Source organism: Thermosyntropha tengcongensis, from assembly GCF_055381335.1.
The window spans coordinates 2,044,299-2,070,644 of the sequence record NZ_AP042437.1 but is presented as its reverse complement, the minus strand read 5'-3'; the positions used below and the strand labels follow the sequence as shown (position 1 = coordinate 2,070,644).

The 26,346-nt window shown below is 41.6% G+C and carries 27 protein-coding genes, 5 tRNA genes and 2 other annotated features; of the genes, 24 read left to right on the top strand and 8 right to left on the bottom strand.

What is annotated here, in order from left to right; translation table 11 throughout:
* A complete protein-coding gene (aguB, locus tag ACZ42E_RS10090; RefSeq protein WP_464893531.1) occupies nt 1-870 on the top strand; it encodes an N-carbamoylputrescine amidase in 870 nt (289 codons plus the stop codon).
* A 40-nt stretch (nt 871-910) separates the two neighbouring features.
* On the opposite strand, the gene speE is transcribed toward aguB, so the two are convergent.
* From speE to ACZ42E_RS10050, 8 genes are all read right to left on the bottom strand, one after another.
* Nucleotides 911-1,816 carry a polyamine aminopropyltransferase gene (gene speE / locus ACZ42E_RS10085; RefSeq protein WP_464892188.1) on the bottom strand — a complete coding sequence of 302 codons (906 nt, stop codon included), beginning with the start codon at nt 1,814-1,816 and terminating at the stop codon, nt 911-913.
* Complete coding sequence (gene arcC / locus ACZ42E_RS10080) at nt 1,767-2,774, bottom strand: carbamate kinase (RefSeq protein ID WP_464892187.1); 1,008 nt, start codon at nt 2,772-2,774, stop codon at nt 1,767-1,769. The genes speE and arcC overlap by 50 nt, the downstream gene beginning before the upstream one ends.
* Nucleotides 2,775-2,920: 146 nt before the next feature.
* Entirely contained in the window at nt 2,921-4,036 is a 1,116-nt protein-coding gene (gene aguA, locus ACZ42E_RS10075; protein ID WP_464892186.1) for an agmatine deiminase, read from the bottom strand.
* A gap of 25 nt (nt 4,037-4,061) precedes the next feature.
* Nucleotides 4,062-5,474, bottom strand: coding sequence for an APC family permease (locus tag ACZ42E_RS10070; protein ID WP_464892185.1), 1,413 nt, complete (start codon nt 5,472-5,474; stop codon nt 4,062-4,064).
* A gap of 43 nt (nt 5,475-5,517) precedes the next feature.
* Nucleotides 5,518-6,549, bottom strand: a complete 1,032-nt coding sequence (gene ptcA / locus ACZ42E_RS10065; RefSeq protein ID WP_464892184.1) for a putrescine carbamoyltransferase — start codon at nt 6,547-6,549, stop codon at nt 5,518-5,520.
* 210 nt (nt 6,550-6,759) lie between these two features.
* A complete protein-coding gene (locus tag ACZ42E_RS10060) occupies nt 6,760-8,079 on the bottom strand; it encodes a sigma-54 interaction domain-containing protein (protein WP_464892183.1) in 1,320 nt (439 codons plus the stop codon).
* A 10-nt stretch (nt 8,080-8,089) separates the two neighbouring features.
* Complete coding sequence (locus ACZ42E_RS10055; RefSeq protein ID WP_464892182.1) at nt 8,090-9,319, bottom strand: cache domain-containing protein; 1,230 nt, start codon at nt 9,317-9,319, stop codon at nt 8,090-8,092.
* Nucleotides 9,320-9,338: 19 nt separating this feature from the next.
* Nucleotides 9,339-11,378 (bottom strand): methyl-accepting chemotaxis protein, encoded by a 2,040-nt coding sequence (locus tag ACZ42E_RS10050; RefSeq protein WP_464892181.1) that lies wholly within the window; start codon nt 11,376-11,378, stop codon nt 9,339-9,341.
* 136 nt (nt 11,379-11,514) lie between these two features.
* Nucleotides 11,515-11,751: a binding site (T-box leader), on the top strand.
* A 118-nt stretch (nt 11,752-11,869) separates the two neighbouring features.
* Here ACZ42E_RS10050 and cysE point away from each other — a divergent pair.
* The 23 genes from cysE (at nt 11,870) to ACZ42E_RS09935 (ending at nt 26,302) form a co-directional block, all read left to right on the top strand.
* A complete protein-coding gene (gene cysE, locus ACZ42E_RS10045) occupies nt 11,870-12,592 on the top strand; it encodes a serine O-acetyltransferase (protein ID WP_464893530.1) in 723 nt (240 codons plus the stop codon).
* Nucleotides 12,531-14,117 (top strand): cysteine--tRNA ligase, encoded by a 1,587-nt coding sequence (gene cysS, locus ACZ42E_RS10040; protein WP_464892180.1) that lies wholly within the window; start codon nt 12,531-12,533, stop codon nt 14,115-14,117. Before cysE ends, cysS begins: the two co-directional genes overlap by 62 nt.
* Nucleotides 14,104-14,499, top strand: a complete 396-nt coding sequence (locus ACZ42E_RS10035; RefSeq protein ID WP_464892179.1) for a Mini-ribonuclease 3 — start codon at nt 14,104-14,106, stop codon at nt 14,497-14,499. The genes cysS and ACZ42E_RS10035 overlap by 14 nt, the downstream gene beginning before the upstream one ends.
* Before the next feature lie 29 nt (nt 14,500-14,528).
* On the top strand, nt 14,529-15,218 hold the full coding sequence (thyX, locus tag ACZ42E_RS10030; protein ID WP_464892178.1) for an FAD-dependent thymidylate synthase: 690 nt from the start codon (nt 14,529-14,531) through the stop codon (nt 15,216-15,218).
* An 8-nt stretch (nt 15,219-15,226) separates the two neighbouring features.
* Entirely contained in the window at nt 15,227-16,000 is a 774-nt protein-coding gene (rlmB, locus tag ACZ42E_RS10025; protein WP_464892177.1) for a 23S rRNA (guanosine(2251)-2'-O)-methyltransferase RlmB, read from the top strand.
* The gene (locus tag ACZ42E_RS10020; protein WP_464892176.1) at nt 15,972-16,493 is read left to right on the top strand and encodes an NYN domain-containing protein; all 522 of its coding nucleotides are present in this window, start codon (nt 15,972-15,974) and stop codon (nt 16,491-16,493) included. Before rlmB ends, ACZ42E_RS10020 begins: the two co-directional genes overlap by 29 nt.
* A 224-nt stretch (nt 16,494-16,717) precedes the next feature.
* Complete coding sequence (sigH, locus tag ACZ42E_RS10015) at nt 16,718-17,368, top strand: RNA polymerase sporulation sigma factor SigH (protein WP_464892175.1); 651 nt, start codon at nt 16,718-16,720, stop codon at nt 17,366-17,368.
* Nucleotides 17,369-17,435: 67 nt separating this feature from the next.
* Nucleotides 17,436-17,510: transfer RNA gene (locus ACZ42E_RS10010), tRNA-Thr, on the top strand.
* A gap of 23 nt (nt 17,511-17,533) precedes the next feature.
* Nucleotides 17,534-17,618 (top strand) — tRNA-Tyr (locus ACZ42E_RS10005).
* 7 nt (nt 17,619-17,625) lie between these two features.
* A tRNA-Met gene (locus tag ACZ42E_RS10000) sits at nt 17,626-17,701 on the top strand.
* Nucleotides 17,702-17,711: 10 nt separating this feature from the next.
* Nucleotides 17,712-17,787 (top strand) — tRNA-Thr (locus ACZ42E_RS09995).
* Between the two features lie 11 nt (nt 17,788-17,798).
* A tRNA-Met gene (locus ACZ42E_RS09990) sits at nt 17,799-17,875 on the top strand.
* Nucleotides 17,876-18,002: 127 nt separating this feature from the next.
* A complete protein-coding gene (gene tuf / locus ACZ42E_RS09985) occupies nt 18,003-19,205 on the top strand; it encodes an elongation factor Tu (RefSeq protein ID WP_464892174.1) in 1,203 nt (400 codons plus the stop codon).
* Nucleotides 19,206-19,346: 141 nt separating this feature from the next.
* Complete coding sequence (gene rpmG, locus ACZ42E_RS09980; RefSeq protein WP_464892173.1) at nt 19,347-19,496, top strand: 50S ribosomal protein L33; 150 nt, start codon at nt 19,347-19,349, stop codon at nt 19,494-19,496.
* A 23-nt stretch (nt 19,497-19,519) separates the two neighbouring features.
* Entirely contained in the window at nt 19,520-19,762 is a 243-nt protein-coding gene (gene secE, locus ACZ42E_RS09975) for a preprotein translocase subunit SecE (RefSeq protein WP_464892172.1), read from the top strand.
* An 81-nt stretch (nt 19,763-19,843) separates the two neighbouring features.
* Entirely contained in the window at nt 19,844-20,380 is a 537-nt protein-coding gene (nusG, locus tag ACZ42E_RS09970) for a transcription termination/antitermination protein NusG (protein WP_464893529.1), read from the top strand.
* A 16-nt stretch (nt 20,381-20,396) separates the two neighbouring features.
* A complete protein-coding gene (gene rplK, locus ACZ42E_RS09965; RefSeq protein WP_464892171.1) occupies nt 20,397-20,822 on the top strand; it encodes a 50S ribosomal protein L11 in 426 nt (141 codons plus the stop codon).
* Between the two features lie 53 nt (nt 20,823-20,875).
* On the top strand, nt 20,876-21,577 hold the full coding sequence (gene rplA, locus ACZ42E_RS09960; RefSeq protein WP_464892170.1) for a 50S ribosomal protein L1: 702 nt from the start codon (nt 20,876-20,878) through the stop codon (nt 21,575-21,577).
* 16 nt (nt 21,578-21,593) lie between these two features.
* Nucleotides 21,594-21,755, top strand: a sequence feature (ribosomal protein L10 leader region).
* Between the two features lie 25 nt (nt 21,756-21,780).
* Nucleotides 21,781-22,305, top strand: a complete 525-nt coding sequence (gene rplJ, locus ACZ42E_RS09955; RefSeq protein WP_464892169.1) for a 50S ribosomal protein L10 — start codon at nt 21,781-21,783, stop codon at nt 22,303-22,305.
* A gap of 75 nt (nt 22,306-22,380) precedes the next feature.
* Nucleotides 22,381-22,764: a 50S ribosomal protein L7/L12 gene (gene rplL, locus ACZ42E_RS09950; RefSeq protein ID WP_464892168.1), complete on the top strand. Its 384-nt coding sequence runs from the start codon at nt 22,381-22,383 to the stop codon at nt 22,762-22,764.
* A gap of 166 nt (nt 22,765-22,930) precedes the next feature.
* Complete coding sequence (locus tag ACZ42E_RS09945; RefSeq protein ID WP_464892167.1) at nt 22,931-23,791, top strand: histidinol-phosphatase HisJ family protein; 861 nt, start codon at nt 22,931-22,933, stop codon at nt 23,789-23,791.
* Nucleotides 23,788-24,948 carry an inositol-3-phosphate synthase gene (locus ACZ42E_RS09940; protein ID WP_464892166.1) on the top strand — a complete coding sequence of 387 codons (1,161 nt, stop codon included), beginning with the start codon at nt 23,788-23,790 and terminating at the stop codon, nt 24,946-24,948. The genes ACZ42E_RS09945 and ACZ42E_RS09940 overlap by 4 nt, the downstream gene beginning before the upstream one ends.
* A 7-nt stretch (nt 24,949-24,955) precedes the next feature.
* Complete coding sequence (locus tag ACZ42E_RS09935; protein WP_464892165.1) at nt 24,956-26,302, top strand: sugar phosphate nucleotidyltransferase; 1,347 nt, start codon at nt 24,956-24,958, stop codon at nt 26,300-26,302.
* Nucleotides 26,303-26,346 lie beyond the last annotated feature (44 nt).

Sequence of the window (26,346 nt, the reverse complement as noted above, 5' to 3'; positions counted from 1 at the left end):
GTGGCTAAAGTTGTTGTTAGTGCAGTCCAGATGAGCTGTGATGCTGATATAGATAAAAACCTGGAAAAAGCAGATTTTTTTGTGAGAAAGGCTGCCAAGGAAGGTGCGCAAATAATCTTGCTGCATGAACTGTTTGAAACCCTGTATTTTTGTCAGGTGGAGGATTTTGGTTTTTATAAATATGCTGCGGAACTAGAAAATAACAGGGCAGTTACCCACTTTCAAAAAGTGGCGGCTGAACTGAAGGTAGTCTTGCCAATAAGCTTTTATGAAAAGAAAAACAGAGCATATTATAATTCAGTAGCCGTGATAGATGCAGATGGCAGCATATTAGGGGTTTATCGGAAAACCCATATTCCTACTGGGCCTGGTTATGAAGAGAAGTTTTATTTTAATCCTGGCGATACAGGTTTTAAGGTTTGGAAAACTAGATATGCGACTATAGGGGTAGGAATTTGCTGGGATCAGTGGTTTCCGGAGGCTGCCAGGTGTATGGCCCTTATGGGGGCGGAACTGCTTTTATATCCGACATCAATAGGGTCAGAGCCGGAGGAGCCAGAAGTAGATTCAAAACAACACTGGCAGATATGTATACAGGGGCATGCTGCAGCGAATATAATGCCGGTTATTGTAGCTAACCGGGTAGGTACGGAAAGGATAGGCAATTCTTCTATCAACTTTTATGGTTCTTCTTTTATTACTGATCATACTGGCAGGATATTAAGCGAAGCAGATAGACATTCGGAAGAAATAATTATCTCTGAATTTGATTTAAAAAAAGTGGAGGAATTTAGAATTTCCTGGACTGTTTTTCGGGATCGCAGGCCAGAAATGTATAAACCTATAATGACCAATGATGGTATATTATAAATGTAAAACAGGCAGAGCCTGCGCTCTGCCTGTTTTTATGCTATTTTACGCAAGAATCCAGCATTTCCCGAACATAGGTAGGAAGGGCAAATGCTCCGCGATGAATATCAGAGTTGTAATAGCGTGTTTTTATTCCCATGCTCTCCCATATATCTGGTTTATGGTCATCTAAGGGATCATATTTTTTAGAAGCAAACCCAAATAACCAGTGACCAGAAGGATAAGTTGGAATATGGTACTGGTATACTTTTACTTTGGGGAAGATTTCCCTGATTTTTTTGTGTGCTTTTTTCATTTCATTGGCATGAAATTCAAAATATGGCGATTCATGTTGATTTACCAGTATCCCGTCTTCACTCAATATGCGATAACAGGCTTGATAAAATTCGGTAGTAAACAAGCCTTCCCCGTAGCTTATGGGATCGGTTGAATCTACTATTATTAAGTCATATGTCGCATCAGGCGCCTTTTTTACAAAAGCAAGTCCATCTTCGAAGTAGAGGTTTATACGTGGGTCTTTATCTAAATGCCCTGCTGTTTGGGGAAGATATTTTTGACATAAACGCACGACCCGCTCGTCAAGCTCTACCATGTCAATTCTTTCTATATGGGGATAGCGGGCTATTTCCCGTGAAGTTCCGCCATCCCCGCCGCCGATTATTAATACCTTTTTAATGGCAGGATTAGTAGCCATGGCTACATGGGTAATCATCTCATGGTATATGAATTCATCTTTTTGGGTAACCATGACAAGGCCATCCAGGGTGAAGATAACCCCGTAGGTTTCAGATTCAAAAAAGTCGATTCTTTGATATTTAGTCTGTTCTGTATATATGTGCCTTTTAAGCTTTATGGATATTTTTGTGTCATCATCCCAACGTTGTGAATAGACGAGATCAACATATGGAGGTTTGGTCGAAATCTCCTGATTTAAAGGAATAGTCATTATATCTCCTGCCCTGTGAAGTAATTACGGTACCGGTTAACCCCTCGATACCCTGCTTAGCTTTTTCTAAAGAGGTTATCAGGGCTTTACGGTCGGGCTTCCCTTCCACAAACGCAATGGCCGCTTGTACTTTAGGCAGCATGGATCCAGCTGCAAAGTGTCCTTCTTTAATAAGTTCATTGGCTTCTTCTACTGACAGTTCAGATAGCCACTGCTGATCAGGTTTACCGAAATTGATAGCAACTTTTTCTACAGCAGTTAAGATGATCAAGCGGTCAGCTTCGATTAAATCAGCCAATTTAGCGCTGGCAAAATCCTTGTCGATAACAGCAGATACACCGATAAGCCTATTATCTGCACGCATGACTGGAATTCCGCCGCCGCCGACAGTAATGACTACCTGTCCTGCTTCGATTAGTGCTTTAATAGTTTCTTTTTCTACAATGTCAATAGGCTTGGGTGAAGGGACTACCCGCCGATATCCGCGTCCCGCATCTTCTATCATAGTATAGCCTTTGGTTTTTTGCAAGTGTAATGCCTCTTCTTGCGTATAAAAAGAGCCTATGGGTTTGGTGGGATTTTTGAATGCTGGATCATAGGGATCGACTATTACCTGAGTTATAATAGACGCAATCGGGATATGCAGACCCCGTTTGGCAATTTCTTCGCCGATGGCATTCTGTAAGTGGAAGCCTATGTATCCCTGGCTCATGGCGTTACATTCGGGAAAAGGCATTTCCGGGATATTAGACTGTTGTTTGGAAGCGATCTCCATGGCCAGATTGATCATACCTACCTGTGGCCCATTGCCGTGAGCGATAGCTACTTCATGGCCAGCTTCAATTATGTCTACAATCGATGCAGCAGTTTTGCGAGCTGCCTCCAGCTGTTCCTGGGGGGTATTACCGAGGGCGTTTCCGCCTAAAGCGATTACGATACGTTCTTTTCTATTCATCATGTAACCACCTTTCCTTAATTTTTATAGTTAAAGTTAGAGACCTAGAATTTTGAACTGTACTTTGCACTTTTACCTGCTAAACAAGTACCAGCAATTCTAGGTCTCTGTTTGGAGGAGGAGTATTATGATTGATAATTATGAGGGGATTAGTAACCTAAGGGCTGCTGCTGGGTTATACAGTGGATACATCCACCGCCGAGCAGTATTTCTTTGGCGTAAACACCTACTACCTTGCGGTCATAGTACAATTCCTGCAGTTTTCTCAATGCTTCTTCATCATGAGGATCATTGAAGGTAGGCACGATTACGCCGCCATTTGCAATATAGTGATTTATATATGAACCAGCTAAACGGTCGCCAGGCTTGCGCGGCAGAGTTCCGTCTACGGCATCTACTCCCAGGCTTTCTTCTTCTGTGATGTATATAGGGCCTGGTTGGTGGATTTTATGTATCTCAAATCTGCGGCCTCTGGCGTCTGTTTGGGAAGATAGATATTCAAAAGCTTCCCGGGATATCTCATATTGTGGATCTTCTGTATCATCAGTCCAGGTAAGGGCGATTACCCCCGGACGAACAAAGCAGGCCAGATTGTCTACATGTCCATCAGTTTCGTCATTATATACCCCACGGGGAATCCATAAGATTTTTTCAACATTCAAATACTCTTTAAGTATTTCTTCGAGTTCTTCACGCGAATACTCAGGATTGCGGTTCGGGTTCAAAAGGCATTCTTCCGTAGTCATCAATGTGCCTTCCCCGTCTACATGTATAGAACCGCCTTCCAGAACGATAGGGGCCTTATAACCTTCTATACCCTCAATTTCCATGACTTTGGCAGCTACCATATCATCTTTATCCCAGGGGAAATACAGTCCGCCGTTGAATCCGCCCCAGGCATTGAATTTCCAGTCAATTCCCCTTACTCCGCCTCTGCCGTTTATTACAAAAGTGGGACCTACATCACGCATCCAGGAATCATTGGTAGACATTTCAACAACTCTTATGTTTCTGGGGAGTTTATGACGGGCATTGGCAAATTGAGCTTCTGATACGCACATGGTTACAGGTTCAAATTGGGCTATAGCTTTGGCTACTTCTACAAAAGCTTCCTGGGCCGGTTTGGCACCGTATCTCCAGTTATCAGGCCTTTCCGGCCAGATCATCCAGCAGCCGGCATGTTTGTGGAATTCAGCTGGCATAAAATACCCGTCTTTTCTGGGGGTAGTAAGTTGATTTATCATTATTTCAGCAGCTTGATTCATAGAGGTCGCCTCCCTTAAAAGTAGATTAATTATTGATACATTCTTCTAATTCAGGCAGTTCAGGTTTTTCAGTTATATAACGGTGTACTATGATTTCTCCCACTGCTAATGTAATAATGGTTCCTATCAGTACCGGGACAGCAAATCCCCAGTCTATGGGTTGTCCAGGAACCCAGATGAAGAATACGATGGACTGGATTACGAAAAGCTCAGCGATAATGGCTATGAGGTTTACAAACCAGGGACTGCCCGGAACTTTATAGGGTCTTTCAATGTCCTTGTCTATTTTGCGCAGCTTGATAAATACCGGGAATAGAATAGCGTAAGGCAACAGGAATATTATGGAACTAAAGGCGAACATAGACCAGAAAAGTTCCTCGGAAGTAGCAGCTACCATGCCGTAGCATATAAATACCAGGGTAGATACTAAACCGGTTATGATAGCAGCGCCTTTGGGAGTCTGGTTTTTTTCATCAATTATGCCGAATACTTTGGGGAATTCACCGGCTTCGGCAGCTTCTACTGCAGCCCGGTTAGCTCCCAGAGTCCAGGTAACCATGTTGGCGAAGAAAGTAAACATTATCATGATGCCAAGAGCAGTTATTATAGAGTTGGATACCCCTATAGAGCCGAATACTACATCGAGCATGTCGATTATACCGGTTACCAGGCTGAGATTGTCTAAGGGGACGGTAATCAAAAGTGCCAATGTGGTAGCCAGGTAAAGCAAAGTTATTATGATACCTGAGCTTATTACAGCTTTAGGAATATCCTTGGTAGGATCTTTCATTTCTTCAGCAGCACTGGACATAAGTTCAAAGCCGGAAAGGTTATAGATGATTACAGGGAAGAAAAAGAGTCCTGCATCAAGTTTGGGTTTGATAGTTTGCCAGTTTATCGTATTGGCACTTCCTTTGGAGGTTAAGGCAATAACAGCAGCTATTACCATGGCCAAAACGACGAACATTTTGGTTATGGCACCTATATTGGGAACCCATTTAGAGACCTCCAGAGATTTTATGTTGAACCATACGGTGATCCAGGTTATAATAATTCCGACTATAACCTGCCCCCAGAGGCTCATATCCGGGAAGAACATTTGAGCAAACACTCCAGCGAATATTATGTATACTGCCGGCATCCAGAGCGCTACATTTACCCAGTAAAACCAGGTAGTACGGGCGGCCCATTTACTGCCGAAAGCTCTTTTGGTCCACACATATAAACCGCCCTGTTCAGGATAGGTAGTGCCGAGTTCTGCGCTGATAAGTCCATAAGGCAAGAAGTAGATAATGGCACATATTATCCACCAGCTTATAGAAGCGGGACCTATTGCTGCTGATGCTGGCAGAGTATCAATAAGGAAGATAGCGGCAAATGAGAAGAAGAAAAGGTCCCAAAAGGTTAAGGTTTTTTTCCTTGTCGATGTTTCTGACATACAAATCTCCTCTTTTCGTTTTTTTCAAGAAGGCGGGTAGGGGTTATTTATTCCATACCCGCTTGTCGCTGTTTAAGAAGGACTCGATGCGTCCTTTGTGGTAAGCTTTCTGTTCGGGAGAAGCTTTGGCGATTCTCGGATAGGTGAAGTAGACTAAAAGAGCCATTTGAGCAGTTAATCTGTTTTCTGCTTCGTCAAAAACTACTGATTGTTCGGAATCGATAACTTCATCCAAAACTTCTACATTACGCGATGCAGGCAAGCAGTGCATAAATATGGCATGGGGAGCAGCCTTGGCCATAACCTCTTTGGTAACCTGATAGGTAGGTTTAAAGGCCTGTACTCTTTCTTCTGCTTCATCTTCCTGGTCAACCCACCACCACAAATCGGTATATACAACATCAGCACCTCTTACTGCTTCCATAGAATCGGTTACGGTGACTGAACCGCCGGAAATTCTGCAGTTTTCTTCAGCTATTTTTATCCATTCCATGGGTGATTGATATTTTTTGGGGGCAATATGAGTAAAGTGCATTCCCATCCTGGTTGTTATGTGCATAAGGGAACTGCACACATTGGTGCGGTCGCCGATAAATACAACTCTCAAATCTTCCAGGCGTTTGCCTTCCGGAAGGTGTTCCATCATGGTAAATACATCTGCAATAACTTGAGTAGGATGGTTGTAATCGGTTAAACCGTTGATAACAGGAACGGTACAGTATTCTGCAAGCCCTAAAATAGTTTCATGTTTGAGGGTACGAGCCATAATTACGTCGCACATGCGGGACAAAACTTTGGCTGTATCGTAGAGTGACTCTCTTACTCCCAGATGGATTTCACCGGGTTTTAGATATAAAGCATGTCCTCCCAGCAACTGCATGGCAACTTCAAAAGATACACGGGTTCGGGTAGAAGGCTCTTCAAAGATCATGCCCAGGGAGCATCCCTCCAAAAGTTTGGGAACTGCACCTTCCTTGCGCGCTTCTTTGAGCATTTTCATGAGCTCAAAGATCTGCATAAGTTCTTCTTTGCTGAAATCCTGGGTGTCGATAAAGTGTCTTAAATCTTTCATCATAAACCACGCTCCTTTAAATTTTTTTATCTGCCTACTTGATGGAGCAAAAAACATGCCAAATAAAAAGACAGGCTATTTTTAGGGATTTAAATAGCCTGTCTTTTTATTGGGATATGGTTTTTATGACTAGTGTCAAAATGAAACAGATTTCAAAAGTGATTGTGGGAACAAGCAGATGTTTCGAAAATAAAATATGTCAAAATGGTATTGCTAACTTTTAGTGCCAAAATATTTGGCGATTTTGCGGTATATGGAAGAACGGCTTATGCCTAAAGCTTCTGCTGCCAGGTTTTTTCCCTTTTCATCCCAGCCAAAATAGGAGAGAGCCTGTTCAATAGCTTCTTTTTCCAGCTCCTCCAGGGTTTTAAAAAGAGGAGCCTCAGCAGTTTTATAGGTATTATCCATAAAAGACATGAAATGATCAGGAAGGCTAGAAACCGATATATAATGCCCTTCTTCAAAGTTCATGGCGTGTTCGATAGTGTTTTTAAGTTCCCTTACATTACCTTCCCAGGGATAAGCCATGAAGATATCTTTTACCTGGGAAGTTAATCCACGTATGGATTTGTGCATAGTTTTATTGAATTGGTCTATAAAATGATAACTGAGCTTTATTATATCCCCTTTTCTCTCCCGTAGGCTGGGTATTCTTATAGATATGACATTAAGGCGGTAGTAAAGGTCTTTGCGGAAAGTACCTTCTTCTACCATGGTTTTAAGGTCTATATTGGTTGCCCCAATAATGCGGATGTTGATATTTATAGTCCGGTTACCCCCCAATCTTTGAAAACTGCCGTCTTCCAGAACCCGCAGAAGCTTGTTCTGCATATAGGCGCTCATATTCTCTATTTCATCAAGGAAAATGGTACCGCCATTTGCCTGTTCTAACAGGCCTAATTTGCCGCTGCGCCTGGCACCAGTAAAGGCACCTTCTTCGTAGCCGAATAATTCTGACTCTAAAAGGGAGTCGGGAATGGCTCCGCAATTTATTATTACCATGTTTTTATCTTTGCGTTTGGACAATTTATGTATAGCATGAGCGAACACTTCTTTCCCGGTGCCGGTTTCCCCGATTAAAAGCACGGAAGAATCATTGCTGGCTACTTTGATTACTTTGTCTTTAGCTGCCTTGATGGCCTTGCTTTCTCCTACTATTTCAGGAAGCGGGTCGTTAGTATCTTTTACCTGCATGTATTCTATTACGCAGAGGACGATTTTATCTTTGCTGAACTGTTTTATATGCCTGGTCCAGTATTCAACATATGCTTTGGTAGAGCTATCCAGATATCCTGAGAAGGAAAGGGTGGTTTCCTCCTCGCTTTTGCGCACACAACTGGCGAATTTTTCAATAAAGGCTGCTGGACAGCTGGTTAAGAACTTTTCTGCTGTTTTATTGCAGAAGATTTTTTGTGCAGCATAGTCAATAATTGTGCTGCCTTTTTTGTATAAATCCATTGTATTTAAGTAAGAGGTAAATATTTGCATATCCTCTTCTGTTTGAGCAAGATCGAGGGTTACCACTTTATACATAGTTATCCTCCTAGCAGTTGAAGTTGTCCAAACCTTCAGCCAGCGCTTTTATGAGAACCTGTATCTCGCTCAAACAGTCGTATATATCATTAAAGGCTTTTATTTCTGAATTTAACATGGAAATAACTGTGCGATCGCCAAATTCATGCTGTTCATAAATTTGAAGCTGTTTTCCCCAGCTGTCCAGTATGTTTTCACACTGATGGCATATATTAGAGACAGCAGGCAAAAGCTGGGTAAGGGTTATATTTTCATTTTCCAGGCCTTCTTCGATATCTAATAATTCATCATTTATGGTTTCTAATATGCTTAAATTGGCGGCGGTTATTTTGTAGTTGTCTTCTATATGGGTACCCAGTTTTTTAACTAAAGAAATAAGCAGTTCGGTTGATGTACTGGATTTTTCTATGATACTATTGATTTCCCCGGATTTTTCATGTATCAGGTAAGAAGTATCTTTTATGCGTTTTACCAGGTCGCGCAACCTGTCGTTCATGCTTTCAAAATGTTCAGCCAGTTCTCTAAATTCCTTGATGTCAAATTCTTCAGGATTAAAGGAAGCCAGGTTGCCTTTTTCTATTTCATATATTCGATTTTGAAACTTGCGCAGGTTGTTTTCCAGCACTTTGCCTATGATGGTAGAACCCCAAACAGCTATGAGCAGAGCTATAAAGGCGATTATTGAAGTATTTATTAAAACTGATTTTTGCAGGTTTCTAACATATTCTTCGCGTATGTCTACTGCCACTACTGCTACTACATTACCTGTGCTGTCGTAGACAGGTCCGTAAGCGGTGTACCAGGTGCCGAAAGTGTCTTTATAGGGTTTGGGGGTTACTGTAAATTCTCCATTAAATGCGTCTCTTATGTAAGGGGTTAGAATATAATCCTGCATAAATGACAGATCAGGGTCATAAGAAGCTAAAACCATTTTGGTGGTGTTGCCGCTTCTTATCAGAGTGTATATGTCAGCTACATTTAATTCCTTGCGGTATTGGGCTAAAAACTGGTTGGTTTGTATATAATATGGGTCGTTAATGCTTTTTATGGTTTTATGTTTGTCACCATCGATAAGATAGTGTGAAGATATAGCAGTTTCGATTAGCTTGTCGCGGGTGATGTCCATAATGGTGGAATTGGCTTTTTCATAGTATAGAACGGAAAAAACGGCAATTATGATGATAAAGAGTATTATAAAAAACAACTCAATTCTGGTTTTAAAACTGTCTCCCATTTTCATGATTTGTTAACATCTCCTTTTATAGTTTAAATTTATTTATAAGCTCATTGAGGCTCTGAGCGTTTTGAGCCATATGTACTGCATTTTGGTAAATTTCTTCTAGCTGGGAGGCAATTACATTTACATTGTTTTTTATCTCCTGGGAAGAAGCTGACGACTCTTCCATAGCAGTAGATACATCATTGAGAGCCGTGTTAACTTGGAGGATTGAATCTGCTATACTTGCCAGGGCAGCAGCAAATTCCTGAGTCAAATTTTGTATGAATAGAGCGTCCCTGGCATATTGTTCTCCTGCCTCAAACATTATATCGTAATCGGGTATTACTTGTTTATCAATAAAACTTAGAATTTCCTGGATATAGAGGGTAATGTTATGTACTGACTGTTTTACCTGGACAATTAGTTTTTGTATAACTTCTGCCGTTTGTGCTGAATTTTCGGCTAATTTTTTTACTTCGGAAGCTACCACCACAAAACCATGCCCTTGTTCGCCGGCACGTGCTGCTTCTATGGCAGCATTAAGCGCCAAAAGATTAGTCTGCCTGGCGATTTGGAAAATAGCGGTTGCCATTTCGCTTATTTGTTCTACTACTTGAGTTTCTTCAATAGCTTTTATTATTTCCTGCTGTTTTTCCTGATAAATAGATTTGGTGGAATTCCTGGATGCATGAGCATATTTTATGGTTTCTTCCGCGCGCTTTTTGATTTCGGCAGCCTTAGTCTCACTTTGACATATCTTATTCTTCAAATCTTCAGTAGCAATAGTTATTTGTTTGCTGAATGAGGTAATTTGGTTTAGAGAAATACTGATATCTTCCATGCCTTTGGCAATCTGTTCTACGGAAGCATTTATGGTTTGACCTTTGGCGTTGATATTTTCTACATTTAGAAGAAGTTTTTGGCTCGCAGTATCAGTTTTATTTATTGATAAAGCCACTTCTTTCAGAAGGATTCGTATTTTACCTGTCATGTTGTTGAAAGCATGAGCCAGTTTTCCTGTTTCATCATGGCAGTGCATGAACTTGGAGTTTACCTTTTGCGTAAAGTCGCCTTGCGCCATATGGTTAGCATGTTCGGCCAGATTGTTTATAGGTTTGGTAACCATATTTGCTACACTAAAGGTAGCTAATATGGCAGCCAGGATTATGAGCAGGGATATGATTAAAATGTTGTGTTTTAAAACCGAAGCTTTTTCGATTACTTCTGCCTGGGGGGCGGTAACAGCAATGGACCATTTAGTGTTTTTTATGGGGGCATAGGCGATTATTTTCTTTTCATTTCGTACCATATAGCTGTTTATATTTGACTGGCCTTTAGACATGTCCAGAAGTATCCGGGATAAACTGGCGGGGATTTTATTTTCCTTTTCCAGTTCGGGAATATTTCCTACTGATCCGGAAAAGTATTTGTGAGCGATAATTTTGCCGTTTTCATTTACTATGAAAGCATAGCCGCTCTTTCCATAAGATATGTTTTTTACCATTTCGTTGAGCTCTTGCTGGCTGATAATGCCTACCAGTACGCCGGTTATTTCACCATCAGCGTAATGGTATATGGGATAAACTATAGCAGATGAAGATGCAGGATCAATTTCACTTAATATACTGGAAGAAAGAATAACTGGATTTCCTTGCAAAGCCTTTTTCAAATAATCTGGGCTTCCTACATCCAAGCGTTTGCCATTTGTAAAGCAGGCACTTCCGTTTTTATCAATAATGCCGAACTGAATAAAACCCAGCTCTGATGCCCATTTCAATTCTCCTTTCAGGGCATTGATTTTTTCTTCCAGGGTAGTTTCACGGTTGTCTTTTATACCCATAATCAAGTCCCAGGTAGCTAAACTTTGCAGTACATATACATTGGCATTTATACGGGCATCTATAGTATCAGCTGCTTGTTCAGCCAATTTGAGCATGGCCTGTCCGGCCTCTGCTTCCAGGGCTTTTTCCGAACGGGTTATGCTTATATAGCCAAGGAGCAGGCATGATATGAGAATAATGCCTCCAAAAAGTAGGATGAATTTGTGGTGCAATTTTTTTTCCCTGTTTGCTAACAACATGCAAATACCTCCCGCGTACCTTGATGTTTGTAATTTTTTAATGCAATTTTTGTGCCAGCTTTGGGCAAGAAACCTGATTATGTTTAGATTGACATGGGAGATTAAACTTGTGTACAATTTACTTAAACTAATATTTCGAAATGCTGAGAATGGGAAGAGTAGGCAGCGATCGCTTACAGAGAAGAAAGGTCAGCGGCTGAGAGCCTTTCTAAGTATGAAGCTGTCCGAAGTGCGCCCGGGAGCAGGCGTGCCGAAGTGATAGTAGGCAGGTCCGGTTTAAACCGTTATATTTTCCTCAGAGGGAGATGTCATTTTTATGACATCTAACAAGAGTGGAACCGCGGAAAGCCGTAGAAGGCCTTTCGTCTCTTGAGAGATGAAAGGCTTTTTTATTTAAGGATAAAAGGGGTGATAGGTTATGGGGTGTAGATGCTGGGGAGATGGCTTCAGCTAAAATTAAAAATTTACAAGGAGGGCAAAATATGTTTAAAATATTTAAAACTTTAAGGGAAGAAATACAGGTAGTTTTTGACAGAGACCCGGCGGTTAAGAGCGTATGGGAGGTAATATTCTGCTATCCAGGCTTTCATGCAATTATAAGCCATCGTATAGCTCATTTTTTCTATCAAAAGAAGTTTTATTTTATTGCCCGTTTAATATCCCATATAAGCCGCTTTTTTACCGGTATTGAAATACACCCAGGAGCCAAGATTGGCAAAAGGTTTTTCATAGATCATGGAAGTGGTGTAGTTATAGGCGAGACTGCTGAGATAGGCGATGATGTGACTATATATCAGGGGGTTACCCTAGGGGGAACTGGAAAAGAAAAAGGAAAAAGACACCCGACTATCGGCAATAATGTGGTTATAAGTGCGGGGGCCAAGGTATTAGGCTCTTTTACCGTAGGGGATAATGTTAAAATAGGAGCTGGCTCGGTAGTTTTAAAAAGTGTTCCCCCGAACTGTACGGTAGTAGGGGTGCCGGGAAGGATAGTTATAAGGGACGGAGCCAGGGTAGAAAACAGCCGCATAGAGGTAGACCTGGAACATCACATGCTGCCCGATCCCCTGGAAGAGACTTTGATTGCTATGCAGGAAAAAATAGCTGAATTAGAGAGAAGATTAGCCAGGTATGAAGAGGAGGCCTTAGCAAATGCTGGTATACAACACGCAAAGCCGCAAAAAGGAAGAGTTGATTCCGCTAGATCCGCCTAATATAGGCATGTATGTGTGCGGGCCTACTACCTATAATTTTATCCATCTGGGTAATGCCCGCCCTTTAGTTTTTTTTGATACCGTAAGGCGTTATCTGGAATACCGGGGATATAAGGTGAAATATGTCCAGAATTTCACGGATGTAGATGACAAAATAATTAACCGGGCTTTGGAAGAAGGGGAAGACCCTTTAAAACTGGCATCCAGATATATTGATGAATACTTTAAAGACGCTGATGCCCTGGGGGTAAGAAGGGCTGATGTGCATCCCCGGGTAAGCGAACATATAGGTGACATTATAGAAGCTATAAAAGGGCTTGTTGAGAAGGGATACGCCTATGCTGTAGACGGGGATGTGTATTACCGGGTAGAAGCTTTTCCGGAGTATGGGAAACTTTCTGGGAGAACGCTGGAAGAAATGATGGCAGGAGCCAGGGTAGAGGTAGATGAGAGAAAAGAAAACCCGGCTGATTTTGCTCTGTGGAAAAAAGCTAAGATAGGTGAACCTTATTGGGAAAGTCCCTGGGGAAAAGGGCGGCCTGGATGGCATATTGAATGTTCGGTTATGGCTGTCAAATATCTGGGAGAGACGGTTGATATTCACGGAGGAGGAAATGACCTTATATTCCCCCATCATGAAAATGAGCTGGCCCAGGCGGAAGCTTTGACGGGGAAACCTTTTGTCCGCTACTGGATGCATAATGGGTTTATTACCGTAAATAACGAAAAGATGTCAAAATCCCTGGGGAACTTTTTTATCCTGCGCGATATATTGTCCAAATTCCCGCCCGATGTGGTGCGCTTTTACCTTTTAAGCGTCCACTACCGCAGCCCTTTAGATTTTGATGACGGAAAACTTAAAGAGGCGGCCAAAGCTCTGGGACGCCTTAAAAATACCCGGCTTTTGGCCAGGGAGTTTATAGGGGAAGGGAAAGAAGGAACGGTTTTAGCTGAAGATGATTTTATAAAAAGCATAAAGGCAGAAGAGGCAAAATTTATCGAAGCTATGGATGATGATTTTAATACTGCCCAGGCATTGGCCTATCTTTTCGATATGTCCCGATTGATAAATGCTTATATGGCAGATGCAGATAAAAATGATGCCCTGCATCGAGCAAAGGTGAGGGAAGCTCTAGGTATTTTTGAAAGTCTGGGGGATATACTGGGCATTTTTATGGAATACAAAAATGAAGATGAGAGCCTGTGGCTTGATGTGGCTCAGATAATGCTGGATGTAAGAAAGATGCTCAGAGAAGAGAAAAAGTTTGCTCTGGCAGATGGGATAAGGGATTCCCTTAATGGACTGGGACTGGCTATTGAGGATACTCCGGAAAAGAGCAGGATAAAGGCAGAAGCTGCACCTTTGCTGGAAGAAATAATGGAAAAGCTTCTTCTGATGAGGGCAGAGCTCAAGAAGAATAAAGATTATGCCAAGGCAGACTATATAAGAGATAAACTAAAAGAGAAAAATATAGTCATAGAAGATACCAGGGAAGGGGCCAGATGGCGTTTTGAACATTTATGAGAATATAGATGAAAACCTTTTGCGTGAATATTCAGCGGTAGTTCTGGCTTATATAGGTGATGCGGTTTTTGAACTTATGGTGAGAACCCATGTAGTAGCAGAAGGCAACCGCAAGGTTAAGGATATCCATCATGCTACGGTGGAAAAGGTAAAAGCAGAGAGCCAGGCTAAAGTGATAAGGAAGATTTTTGACGAACTTACCGAAGAAGAAAAAGATATTGTTATCAGGGGGAGAAATGCGAAGACTACTCCGCCCAAAAATGCGGACCCCGGAGATTATAAAATGAGCACAGGATTTGAAGCCCTTTTAGGCTATCTTTACCTTAAAGGGGATGAGGAAAGGCTTATTTATCTGGTAAAAAAAGCTCTTGAAGAGGAATAGCTTTTTATTGTTTATGAGGGAGGATAATTATGCTCAAGATAAAGCCGCAGGTTTTAGTGCCTGAAGAGGAGCTAAATCGGGGAAAAATGCTTTTTGTGGAGCGGTGTGCCCGTATATGCTATAAATCGGAAGACAGCATAAAAGAAGAGGTTAATGCTGCTTTTCTTAAAGGTATACTGGCTCGGGGACATGAATCGGTTATTGAACATGAAAAGATAAGCGTTATGTTTATAGTAGATAGAGGAATAAGCCATGAGATAGTAAGGCATCGTATAGGAAGTTACAGCCAGGAGTCTACCCGCTATTGTAATTATGCCAAAGAAAAATTTGGCCATGAGATAGCAGTTATTGAACCTTATTTTTTAACCGGAGAAGCCTATGAGGAATGGGAAAGAGCCTGTTTGCAGGCAGAGAAAAGCTATTTTGCCCTGCTCGACAGGGGATGTTCGCCTCAGGAAGCAAGAAGCGTCTTGCCTACCTGCTTGAAAACAGAAATAGCGGTAACCTACAACCTGCGGGAATGGCGGCATTTTTTCAAGCTGCGCTGTGATAAGGCAGCCCATCCGCAGATGAGGCAGGTAGCTATTCCGCTTTTGCGCCTTTTCCGGGAAAAATTTCCGGTGCTGTTTGATGATATAGATTATGATGCTGATTTTCCGCAGGAATACTATGCCGAGGTAGTGTTGACAGATTATTTGTTCAGGCCGCTTGAGGCTTGAGGGAGGAAATGATGAGAGAAAAGATTGCCGGTATAAACGCGGTTACCGAAATGCTTAAGGCTAAAAGGCGCCTTATCTATAGAATTTTTATCCAGGAAGGGAAAAAAGGCGAAAAAATTGAAGAACTGATAAGGCTGGCCGAAAAAAATAATATTACTATACAAAAATTAAACAGGCAGGAAATAGATAAAATATACCCTTTAAAAAACCACCAGGGAGTAGTTGCGGAAGCGGAGCCTTATGCTTACAGCAGCCTGGAAGAAGTGCTGGAATACGCCCTTTTTAAAGGGGAAGAACCTTTTCTGCTTCTGCTGGATGGGATTGAGGATCCCCAGAATATGGGGGCTATAGTGAGGACTGCTTTGTGTGCAGGGGTGCATGGGGTAGTAATACCCAAACATCACGCCGTAGAAGTTACGGATGCAGTAGTCAGAGCTTCTGCTGGAGCGGTTGAGTATATGCGTATAGTCAAAGCTACCAATCTGGTACAGGTTATAAAATATTTAAAAGAGCATGGTTTTTGGATAATAGGAACTGATGCGGGAGCCAAACAGGATTACTTTGACTTTAAGTATCCTTCTCCGGTTGCTCTGGTGGTAGGAAGTGAAGGAGAAGGGATGCGCAGGCTGGTAAAGGAAAACTGCGATATACTGGTCAGAATACCTATGCAGGGGGATATAAATTCGCTTAATGCGTCAGTAGCGGCTGCCCTCGTTATTTATGAAGCGGTCAGGCAGCGGAAAATGGTGGAGAATGAAAATGAACCGGGTGCTTATAATTGACGGCTACAATATAATATACGGATGGCCGGAGCTGAGAAAAATAGCCCGCGTTTCCCTTGAGGAGGCGCGGGATAAGCTTGTTTCCATAATGGCTGATTATGCTGGCTTTACAGCTGAAAAAATAATCATCGTTTTTGATGCAGCAATGACAGCAGATAAGGGAAATTTGGAGAAGCTTCCTCCCAATCTGGAAGTGGTATTTTCTGATTATGGTGAAACTGCAGATCAGCTTATAGAAAAGATGGTGTTTAAGAAAGCATGGAATGAAGGGATAAGAGTTTTTGTGGCTACCTCTGACCAGGCGGAAGGGAACCTGGTTTTTGCCAAAGGTGCCTGCCGTCTTTCCGCTCTTGAACTCAGGGAAGAAGTAAAAAGGGTTCGCTGGGAAGGAAAAGGGCTTGTTAAAAATGATGACGAAAAATGGCTGCTATACTCCCAGCTGGATGAAAAAACACTGGCCAAATTAGAAAAAATGCGACGTAAAGAGGGATGAATTGTATACAGAATAAGCCTGGATGGTTTACAGGGTATTTTCGGTATTTGAATACAGGTGGGGGAAGGAAATCTGCGGAAATTTTTGCCACATATTTTGTCGAAAAAGGCCTTTAAAGCCTAACATCTGTTTTCTTGACGAGGGACAGGAGTAATAGATATAATTACAATATGCTAAAAGGGGGAAAGTCACTTATTAAATACATAGCTATTGGGGGCGATTGAATGTCCAGTTCTATCGCTGAACGGGAAGCTTATCTTGCCTATTTGGAGCTGGAAGACGAAGATATAGTAGAATTGGCGCAAAAGGGAGACCAGGCGGCAGTAGATTTTCTGGTAGATAAATACAAGAATTTTGTAAGGGCCAAAGCCAAGTCGTATTTCCTGGTGGGGGCAGACAAAGAGGATATAATACAGGAAGGAATGATAGGCCTTTTTAAGGCGATAAGGGATTATAAGCAGGACAAGCTTACTTCTTTCAGGGCGTTTGCGGAGCTGTGCATTACCAGGCAGATAATTACCGCTATAAAAACGGCCACCCGGCAGAAGCATATCCCGCTTAATTCTTATATTTCTTTAAATAAGCCTATTTATGATGAAGAATCAGACCGTACCCTCATGGATATAATCTCCACTGCAGCGGTAACCAATCCAGAAGAGATTGTTATAAGCCAGGAAGAGTTTATATTTATTGAGAAAAAAATGGGGGAAATTTTGAGCTCCCTGGAATGGAAGGTTTTAATGGCTTATCTGGAAGGCAAGTCTTATCAAGAAATTGCCGAGGAGCTGCAGAGGCATGTTAAATCTATCGACAACGCCCTGCAGAGAGTAAAGCGCAAGCTGGAAAAATATCTGGAAGAAAGGCGCAATGAATAAAACAAAATTTTCCTCTGAAATAGCGCTTGACATTATAGTACATAGGGTATACAATATTACTTGCTGAGCCGAGCTAGCTCAATGGTAGAGCAGCTGACTTGTAATCAGCAGGTTGCGGGTTCGAGTCCTGTGCTCGGCTCCATTTGAAAGCCCAATAGTTTACATGGAGGGATACCCAAGCGGCCAAAGGGGGCAGACTGTAAATCTGTTGGCTCAGCCTTCGAAGGTTCGAATCCTTCTCCCTCCACCATTTACGACGCGGGATGGAGCAGTTGGTAGCTCGTCGGGCTCATAACCCGAAGGTTGCAGGTTCAAATCCTGCTCCCGCAACCATGAATATCAAGCCCATATAGCTCAGTCGGCAGAGCGCATCCTTGGTAAGGATGAGGTCACCGGTTCAAGTCCGGTTATGGGCTCCATTATATAATATGGCGGCGTAGCTCAGCTGGCTAGAGCATACGGTTCATACCCGTAGTGTCAGGGGTTCGAATCCCTTCGCCGCTACCATACTATGTTAACAAGGAGTGGGATTTTTTCTCACTTCTTTTATTTTATAAACAAATTGGTTAAAATATAAAATGGCGGTAAAAAATAGCCTGTAAAAGTAATGTGAAAGGGGAAAGGTGAGAAGAAGATGGCAAAGGCAAAATTTGAGAGGACCAAGCCGCATCTTAACATTGGGACCATAGGGCACGTAGACCATGGCAAGACTACTTTGACAGCAGCGATTACTTATGTATTGTCCAAAGTAGGTGGAGCTCAAGCTACCTCTTATGATGAAATCGACAAGGCACCGGAAGAAAGGGAAAGAGGAATAACCATCAACACAGCGCATGTGGAATATGAGACCGAGAAGAGGCATTATGCCCATGTGGACTGTCCGGGACATGCTGACTATGTAAAGAACATGATAACCGGAGCAGCCCAGATGGATGGGGCCATACTGGTAGTAAGCGCAGCAGATGGTCCGATGCCGCAGACCAGAGAGCACATACTTTTGTCCCGTCAGGTAGGAGTACCGTATATAGTAGTATTTTTGAACAAGATAGACATGGTAGATGATGAAGAATTATTAGAACTGGTAGAGATGGAAGTAAGAGAACTGCTTAATGAATATGAGTTTCCGGGAGACGATGTACCTGTAATCAGGGGATCTGGGCTTAAGGCATTAGAATGCGGATGTGGAAGCAGGGACTGCGAATGGTGCGGCAGGATCTGGCAGTTAATGGATGCAGTAGATGAATATGTGCCGATGCCGGAGAGAGATGTAGACAAGCCGTTCTTGATGCCGATAGAAGACGTATTTACCATAACCGGAAGAGGAACCGTAACCACCGGGAGAGTAGAGAGAGGAAAGGTAAAAGTAGGGGACGAAGTAGAGATAGTAGGGTTGAGAGAAGAGACCAAGAAGACCGTATGCACCGGAGTAGAAATGTTCCGGAAGCTGCTTGATGAAGCACAGGCAGGAGACAACATAGGGACCCTGTTAAGAGGAGTAGACAGGAAAGAAGTAGAAAGAGGAATGGTGCTGGCCAAGCCGGGCAGCATAAAGCCGCATACCAAATTTAATGCAGAGGTATACGTTTTGACCAAGGAAGAAGGGGGAAGACACACTCCGTTCTTCAGCGGATACAGGCCGCAGTTTTATTTCCGTACAACTGACGTAACAGGAGTAATCAGCCTTCCTGAAGGTGTAGAGATGGTAATGCCTGGGGACAACGTACAGATGACTATCGAGCTTATCACCCCGATAGCTATTGAAGAAGGATTGAGATTTGCGATAAGAGAAGGCGGAAGAACTGTTGGCGCCGGTGTTGTTACTTCTATAATTGAATAATTAAAGAAAAAAGGAGAAAAGCTTTTATACAGCAGGGTGCTCTTCCCCTGCTGTATTTTGGTATTGGCATTCTCTTGACATATAGCAAAGCTTGTGCTAGAGTATTGTAGGATTTTTGTGCACGATACGGAGGTGGCAAGAATGAGAGTAGGAATAACCTTGGCATGCACTGAGTGCAAACAGCGTAATTATACAACTACTAAAAATAAGAAAAAACATGCTGAAAGGCTGGAAGTAAAAAAATACTGCAAATTCTGTAATGCCCATACTTTACATCGGGAAATCAAGTAATATTATTGGGGATGTGAATAGCTTTGGCGAAGAATAATACTCCTGTTAAAGAAGAAAGCAATGTTACCAAAAAGATAAATAACACCAGGGAATATCTGATAAGTGTTTATAGTGAGCTGAAAAAGGTGCACTGGCCCAATCGCGCCCAGCTTATCGGATATACTGGAGTAGTGCTTTTTACTGTTTTGGTGGTCGGTTTGATTATATGGCTTTTTGATTCCGGACTGTCTTTTGTGCTGGAAAAGCTTTTCAAAGCCATGGCCTGATATGAGGAGGTGCCTCTTATTACTGCTGACAGGGAATTGGACCAGAAAAAAACCAGGTCATCCAGGGATGAAGTGATAGATTTGGATGCTTTTAAGGGAGACTGGTATGTAGTTCATACTTATTCGGGTTATGAAAACAAGATAAAGATAGACCTGGCTAAAAGAGTTGAAACCATGCATATGCAGGACAAGATTTTTGGGGTTTTAGTTCCGGAAGAACAGGAAGTGGAATATAAAGGCGGCAAGAAAAAGGTAACGAGCAAAAGGGTTTTCCCGGGCTATGTCCTGGTAAATATGATTATGGATGAAGATTCATGGTATGTAGTAAGGCATACGCCGGGTGTTACAGGCTTTGTTGGCACAGGCAATAAACCGGTTCCCTTGCAGCCAGAAGAAGTTAAAAAGATACTCAAGCAGATGGGCATACTGGAAACCAGGGCGCAGATTATAGACATAAAGGTAGGGGAAAATGTAAAAGTAAAGACAGGGCCTTTTGCTAATTTTGAAGGGACTGTAACAGAACTTTTGCCTGATAGGGGCAAGGTAAAGGTGGTAATTTCCATGTTCGGCAGGGAAACCCCTGTGGAGCTGGATTATGAACAAATAGAGAAAATATAGATGAGGAGGTGGAACCATGGCTAAGAAAGTTATAGGTAAAGTATCACTGCAGCTTCCTGCTGGTAAGGCAACACCTGCACCTCCTGTTGGACCAGCTTTGGGTCAATATGGAGTTAACATCATGGGGTTTTGCAAGGAGTACAATGCCAGAACTGCTCAACAGGCAGGGTTTATCATTCCGGTAGACATTACCATATATGAAGACCGCTCTTTTACTTTTGTTACTAAGTCTCCGCCAGCATCGGACCTGCTCAAGAAGGCAGCCAATGTAGAAAAAGGATCTGGCGTGCCCAACAAGAATAAGGTTGGCAAAGTAACCAGAGCTAAACTGGTTGAGATCGCTGAAACCAAAAAAGAAGATTTGAATGCTAAAGATCTGGATGCTGCGGTAAGGATGATAGAAGGAACTGCTCGCAGTATGGGTATTGAAGTAGTTGACTAATTTATGATGGTGTGGGAGGAAAAAATCCGATTTAACCACAAGGAGGAATTAAGATGAAAAGAGGAAAGGCTTATAAAGAAGCTGCAGCAAAAGTTGATCGCAGCAAGCTTTATGATACTGTGGAAGCTTTGAAACTGGTAAAAGAACTTGCTCATGCCAAGTTTGATGAAACTGTTGAAGTACATGTAAAACTGGGAGTTGATCCCAGACATGCTGATCAACAGGTAAGGGGAACTGTTGCGCTGCCTCATGGAACCGGTAAAACCCGCCGGGTATTAGTTTTTGCTAAGGGAGAAAAGGCTAAAGAGGCAGAAGCGGCAGGCGCTGATTATGTTGGTGCTGAAGAACTGGTAGAAAAGATTCAGGGTGGATGGTTTGACTTTGATGTGGCGGTAGCTACCCCTGATATGATGGGGATGGTAGGTAAGCTTGGTAAGATACTGGGACCCAGAGGGTTAATGCCTAACCCCAAATCAGGTACGGTTACCATGGATATAGCTCGCACCATAAATGAGCTTAAAGCAGGTAGAATTGAGTATCGTGTTGATAAAACTGCTATTGTGCATGTGCCGATTGGAAAGGTTTCTTTTGAGCTGGAAAAATTGGTAGAAAACCTCAATGCTTTTGCTGAAGCCTTGATAAAAGCTAAACCAGCTGCTGCTAAAGGACAATATATACGCTCGGTAACTGTTTGCTCAACTATGGGACCGGGAATAAAAATTAGCCCTCTTGCATTTACGGCAGCAAACAAGTAAACTTAATAAAGTTAATAAAATTGAAAAATAATAACTGTAGATAGTCGGTGGCCAAAGGCCTTAATGAACTTGCTGAAAGTTCGCCTGCTGAGGTTATGAAATAGGTAGCTGTCTTTTGTTTTGAAAAGATAGCTTAAATGCCTCTGCACTATCTGCAGAGGCATTTTTGATATATAAAGGTTTTAAAGAAGGGGGTGAATCGAGTGCCCAAGATTGAAGAAAAACAAAAAATAGTTAAGGAAATCGAAGAAAATATCAAGGAATCTGCCCTGGTAGTGTTCACCGATTTCAGAGGCCTTACTGTAGAAGAAATGACCAACTTGCGCGTTAAACTTAGAATGCCGGGGGTTCAATATAAAGTCTTAAAGAATACGATGATGAGGTTTGCTCTGCGCAATCTCGGCCATGAAGATGTTGCTGAGCAGATCGAAGGACCTAATGCAGTTCTTTTCAGTAAGGATGATCCGGTAGCTCCAGCTAAAGTGCTGTTTGATTTCATCAAAGAGACCAAAAAGCTGGAAGTAAAAGGTGGACTGCTGGAAGGGAAGCTGGTAACAGCTGATAAAGTAAAGGCTTTAGCCGATCTGCCCCCGAGAGAAGTGCTGGTGGCTCAGGTACTTGGCACCATGCAGGCACCTATCCAGGGATTTGTCAATGTGCTCAATGCCAATATTGCTGGTTTGGTAAGGGTTTTGGATCAGATAAGAGAACAGAAAGCTGCCAGCTAGTGTTGAAATGTTTGTTTATATCGCTAATTTGCCAAAAAATAAAATTTAAAAGTATTAAAGGGAGGTTTTTAAATAATGAGTAAAGTACAGGAAGTTATTGATATTATTAAAGGATTAACCGTTCTGGAACTTTCCGAAGTGGTAAAGGGTTTAGAAGAAGAATTTGGTGTTAGCGCTGCTGCTCCGATGGCTGTTGCAGCTATGCCGGTAGCTGGTGCTGCTGCTCCTGCGGAAGCTGCAGAAGAAAAGACTGAATTTGATGTAATCTTAACTTCTGCTGGAGACAAGAAAGTTAATGTTATCAAAGTTGTTCGTGAATTAACCGGTTTAGGGCTTAAGGAAGCTAAAGATTTAGTTGACAGTGCTCCGAAACCGATTAAAGAAAAAGTATCCAAACAGGAAGCTGACGAAATCAAGGCTAAGATCGAAGAAGCTGGCGGTTCTGTAGAAATTAAATAGCCTGCCTAAAAAAGAAGCAGTTTTAAGCTGCTTCTTTTTTTGGGTATTGATTTTTAGTTCATGTTATATATAATTTTTTTTAGTGAGATAAATATATATCCTGTGGCAGGGGTGTAAAATCTTATCTTCTTTCCAGCTGCGAAGGGGGAAAGGAGGTAGGTTTTACTTGGCGAAGGAAGGCAGCTGGGAAGCTGCCTTTTTTGGTGATTATCATATTCATTCCTCTTTTTCTTCAGATGCGGATGCCTCTTTATATGATATAAGTACCTGTTCTGTCAAAAAAGGACTAAAGGAGATAGGTATTGCTGATCACATTTCTTTTTTCCCCCAGGATCCTAATTATATACTTTTTAAAGATTATGAATCATATAAAAAGGAAATAGAATTGGTTAGGTGTGATTTTAAGCCTCATTTAAGTATATGGTGGGGAGTTGAGATTGATTATTATTATGAAAAAGAACTGGAGATAATAAATTTTTTGAATATGTATGATTTTGATTATTGTCTAGTTTCTGTCCACTATGTGGATGGATTCTCACTGATGGAGGAAAAGTTTTATAGGGAATATAGCCCTGAGAAAGGGGTAAAAAAATATATCGAGATTTTACAAAGGGCATTAAATGCTGTTCCTTCTGGAATGCTTTCTGCAGCTGCTCATATCGACTGGATAAAAAGGGGATGGAAAAAATACTGGGGTTTTTACCCTTATGATCCGGATTTTCTTTTAAGGCAGGGCCTGGGAAATGTTTTGCAGCTTATAGTCCGAAGGGGAGTTTTTCTAGAAATAAATAGTTCTGGTTACAGACGTCACTTAGGAGAGCCTTTTCCCGGACAAGAAATTTTAGCATGTTACAAGGAAGTTGGCGGCAAATATTGTATTTTAGGTTCAGACGCGCATCATAAAGAAGAAGTAGCTGCTGATTTTTTGAAGATTAGGCCTATGGTGCGTTATTTAGGTTTAGAATTAGTTTCACTTGGGCAAATAATTAAAAAATATAAAAATAAAAAACAGGAGGGGTGGTTATGATGAAAAAGAAAAAGGAAATCAGGGTAGCTATTGCAGGTGTTGGCAATTGCGCGAGCGCGCTTTTACAGGGTATTGAGCTTTATTCGCATGATGAAGAGCTAAAAAAGGAACCTATAGGTCTTATGCATTATGATTTGGCAGGTTATAAGCCAGAAGACATAAAAATAGTAGCGGCTTTTGATATCGATGCCAGAAAAGTAGGAAAGCCTTTAAAGGAAGCGCTGTTTGCTAAGCCTAATTGTACTAAGGTTTTTTATGAGAATTTACCGGATTATCCAGTGACTGTTCAAATGGGGCCTGTGTTAGATGGTTTTTCTGAGCATATGAAAGATTATCCTGAAGAACAGAGTTTTGTGGTGGCAGATAAAGAGCCAGTAGATGTGGTTAAAGTTTTGAAAGATAGTGGAGCTGAAATGTTGATAAATTATTTGCCAGTAGGCTCTGAGGAAGCGACTAAATTTTATGCGGATGCTTGTCTTAAGGCAGGGATAGGCTTTATAAATGCGATACCTGTCTTTATAGCTTCCGATCCGATTTGGGCAAAGAAGTTTGAAGAGAAAGGGCTGCCTATTATAGGTGATGATGTTAAGTCCCAGGTGGGGGCAACTATTACTCATCGAGTCCTTACTAAGCTTTTTGAAGATAGAGGGGTAAAGATTACACATACCTACCAGCTGAATTTCGGCGGTAATACGGATTTTCTCAATATGCTCAATAGAAGTCGGCTGAGATCGAAGAAGAAATCGAAAACACAAGCTGTTCAGTCTGAGATGAAAACACCTATGATAGACAATGATATACACATAGGGCCTAGTGATTATGTGCCTTGGCTGAAAGATAATAAAGTTTGTATGATACGCATGGAGGGGTTAGGATTTGGTAAGGTTCCAATAGAATTGGAATTAAGGCTTTCAGTGGAAGATTCTCCGAATAGTGCAGGAGTAATAATTGACGCTATCCGCTGTATGAAATTGGCGCTTGACAGGGGCTTGAAAGGACCTCTTTATGAAATTTCCGCTTATACTATGAAATCGCCTCCATTACAGTTTACTGATGCGGAGGCTAGAAAAATGGTGGAAAGCTTTATTAAGGGAGAAAACTATAATGTAGATTTTTCCTGGCTTAAAAAGGCGATGGTAGCTGAAGGAGGTATGTAATAGTTCAATGAAGGCTTTGGTTATTGCTGCGGGCGAAGGCAAAAGATTAAGAGAATCTGGTTATAAAGGGGCTAAGCCCCTTTATAACATCTTAGGGCTTAGCTTGTTGGCTAGAATTTTGCTTAGTTTGAGGGAAGCAGGGATTAAAGAGGTTTTTGTGGTAATAGGTTATAAAGGGGAAGAAATAAAGAGGAGAATAGGAAATGGAGAAATATGGGGGATAAGTGTAGATTATATTTTTAATGGAGAATGGCATTTAGGCAATGGGGTTTCGGTTTTGGCGGCAAGAGATTATTTGCGAAATGAAAGTTCTTTTATTTTGGTGATGGCTGATCATATACTGGAGCCGCGTTTGTTAGAAATAGTCTCTAGCTTTAAGCCGTTAGAAAATGGGTTGTATGTAGGGGCGGACTTTAAACTGGATAAGATTGTTGATATAGAAGAAGCAACCAAATTAAAGGTTGTAGATGGAAGAGTTACAGCTATAGGCAAGAAAATAAATGATTTTCAAGCAGTTGATTGTGGGGTTTTTCATGTTACTCCCTTTATTTTTGAGATTCTAGAGCGGAACAAGGAAAAAGGGGTTTATTCTTGGAGTGAGGCAGTACAGGTATTAGCTGATAACGGAAAGGTGTGGCCTGTAGATATAGGGGAGTGTTTTTGGGTTGATGTAGATAATAGGGAAGATGCTAAAAGGGCAGAAAAATTTTTGCTTAAAGGATTGCCTTCTGACAAGGATGGTGTTATAGCACGTTATTTGAACCGAAAAATATCGGTGAATATAACTAGGCTTTTAGCTAATACCGGAGTTAAGCCTAATCATATATCATTTGTCAGTTTTTTAATTTGTTTGCTGTCAGCGCTATTTTTTGGCATAGGATGTAATGCATATGCTGGTATTTTGGCGCAGATAGCATCCATACTTGATGGGGTAGATGGGGAACTGGCCAGGCTTAAATTTTTGCGTTCTAGATGGGGGGAAATATTAGACGCATTTTTAGATCGTTATGGGGATGGATTTATAATAATAGGTATGGGAACTGGGGTCTTTTTAAACAACCAAGCGGAAATTGAGATATTGGGGGTATGTTTGGCACTAGCTTTATTAGGCGCTCCTTTATCCATGTTGTTTAAGGAAAAGGTAAAAAATATATATAACGGACAGTATCTGCCCAGGAAAGAAGGGGTTTTAGCTAATATGTTGTTGGGCAATCGGGATGGAAGGCTTTTTTTGGTAATGTTGGCGGGGGTTTTAGATAAGCCTTTTGGGGGATTAGTCGCATTAGCACTTACTTCTCATTTATTATTGTTTTTTAGAATGGTTATGGCCAGAAAATATCTGCAGGAAATATAAATATACAGTATTTTTCTTTTGGTAATTTTTTGTTATAATGCGAA

Bases quoted from the DNA above. Each gene is read 5' to 3' on its own strand.
- ACZ42E_RS10060 (WP_464892183.1), bottom strand. From the start codon at position 8,079: ATGTATAAAGTGGTAACCCTCGATCTTGCTCAAACAGAAGAGGATATG.
- ACZ42E_RS09935 (WP_464892165.1), top strand. From the start codon at position 24,956: ATGAAGGCTTTGGTTATTGCTGCGGGCGAAGGCAAAAGATTAAGAGAA.
- ACZ42E_RS09940 (WP_464892166.1), top strand. From the start codon at position 23,788: ATGATGAAAAAGAAAAAGGAAATCAGGGTAGCTATTGCAGGTGTTGGC.
- tuf (WP_464892174.1), top strand. From the start codon at position 18,003: ATGGCAAAGGCAAAATTTGAGAGGACCAAGCCGCATCTTAACATTGGG.
- rpmG (WP_464892173.1), top strand. From the start codon at position 19,347: ATGAGAGTAGGAATAACCTTGGCATGCACTGAGTGCAAACAGCGTAAT.
- cysS (WP_464892180.1), top strand. From the start codon at position 12,531: ATGCTGGTATACAACACGCAAAGCCGCAAAAAGGAAGAGTTGATTCCG.
- ACZ42E_RS10070 (WP_464892185.1), bottom strand. From the start codon at position 5,474: ATGTCAGAAACATCGACAAGGAAAAAAACCTTAACCTTTTGGGACCTT.
- thyX (WP_464892178.1), top strand. From the start codon at position 14,529: ATGCTCAAGATAAAGCCGCAGGTTTTAGTGCCTGAAGAGGAGCTAAAT.
- ACZ42E_RS10055 (WP_464892182.1), bottom strand. From the start codon at position 9,319: ATGAAAATGGGAGACAGTTTTAAAACCAGAATTGAGTTGTTTTTTATA.
- sigH (WP_464892175.1), top strand. From the start codon at position 16,718: ATGTCCAGTTCTATCGCTGAACGGGAAGCTTATCTTGCCTATTTGGAG.
- aguA (WP_464892186.1), bottom strand. From the start codon at position 4,036: ATGAATCAAGCTGCTGAAATAATGATAAATCAACTTACTACCCCCAGA.
- rlmB (WP_464892177.1), top strand. From the start codon at position 15,227: ATGATGAGAGAAAAGATTGCCGGTATAAACGCGGTTACCGAAATGCTT.
- rplK (WP_464892171.1), top strand. From the start codon at position 20,397: ATGGCTAAGAAAGTTATAGGTAAAGTATCACTGCAGCTTCCTGCTGGT.
- ptcA (WP_464892184.1), bottom strand. From the start codon at position 6,549: ATGATGAAAGATTTAAGACACTTTATCGACACCCAGGATTTCAGCAAA.
- ACZ42E_RS10020 (WP_464892176.1), top strand. From the start codon at position 15,972: ATGAAAATGAACCGGGTGCTTATAATTGACGGCTACAATATAATATAC.
- arcC (WP_464892187.1), bottom strand. From the start codon at position 2,774: ATGATGAATAGAAAAGAACGTATCGTAATCGCTTTAGGCGGAAACGCC.
- ACZ42E_RS10050 (WP_464892181.1), bottom strand. From the start codon at position 11,378: ATGTTGTTAGCAAACAGGGAAAAAAAATTGCACCACAAATTCATCCTA.
- rplA (WP_464892170.1), top strand. From the start codon at position 20,876: ATGAAAAGAGGAAAGGCTTATAAAGAAGCTGCAGCAAAAGTTGATCGC.
- speE (WP_464892188.1), bottom strand. From the start codon at position 1,816: ATGACTATTCCTTTAAATCAGGAGATTTCGACCAAACCTCCATATGTT.
- rplL (WP_464892168.1), top strand. From the start codon at position 22,381: ATGAGTAAAGTACAGGAAGTTATTGATATTATTAAAGGATTAACCGTT.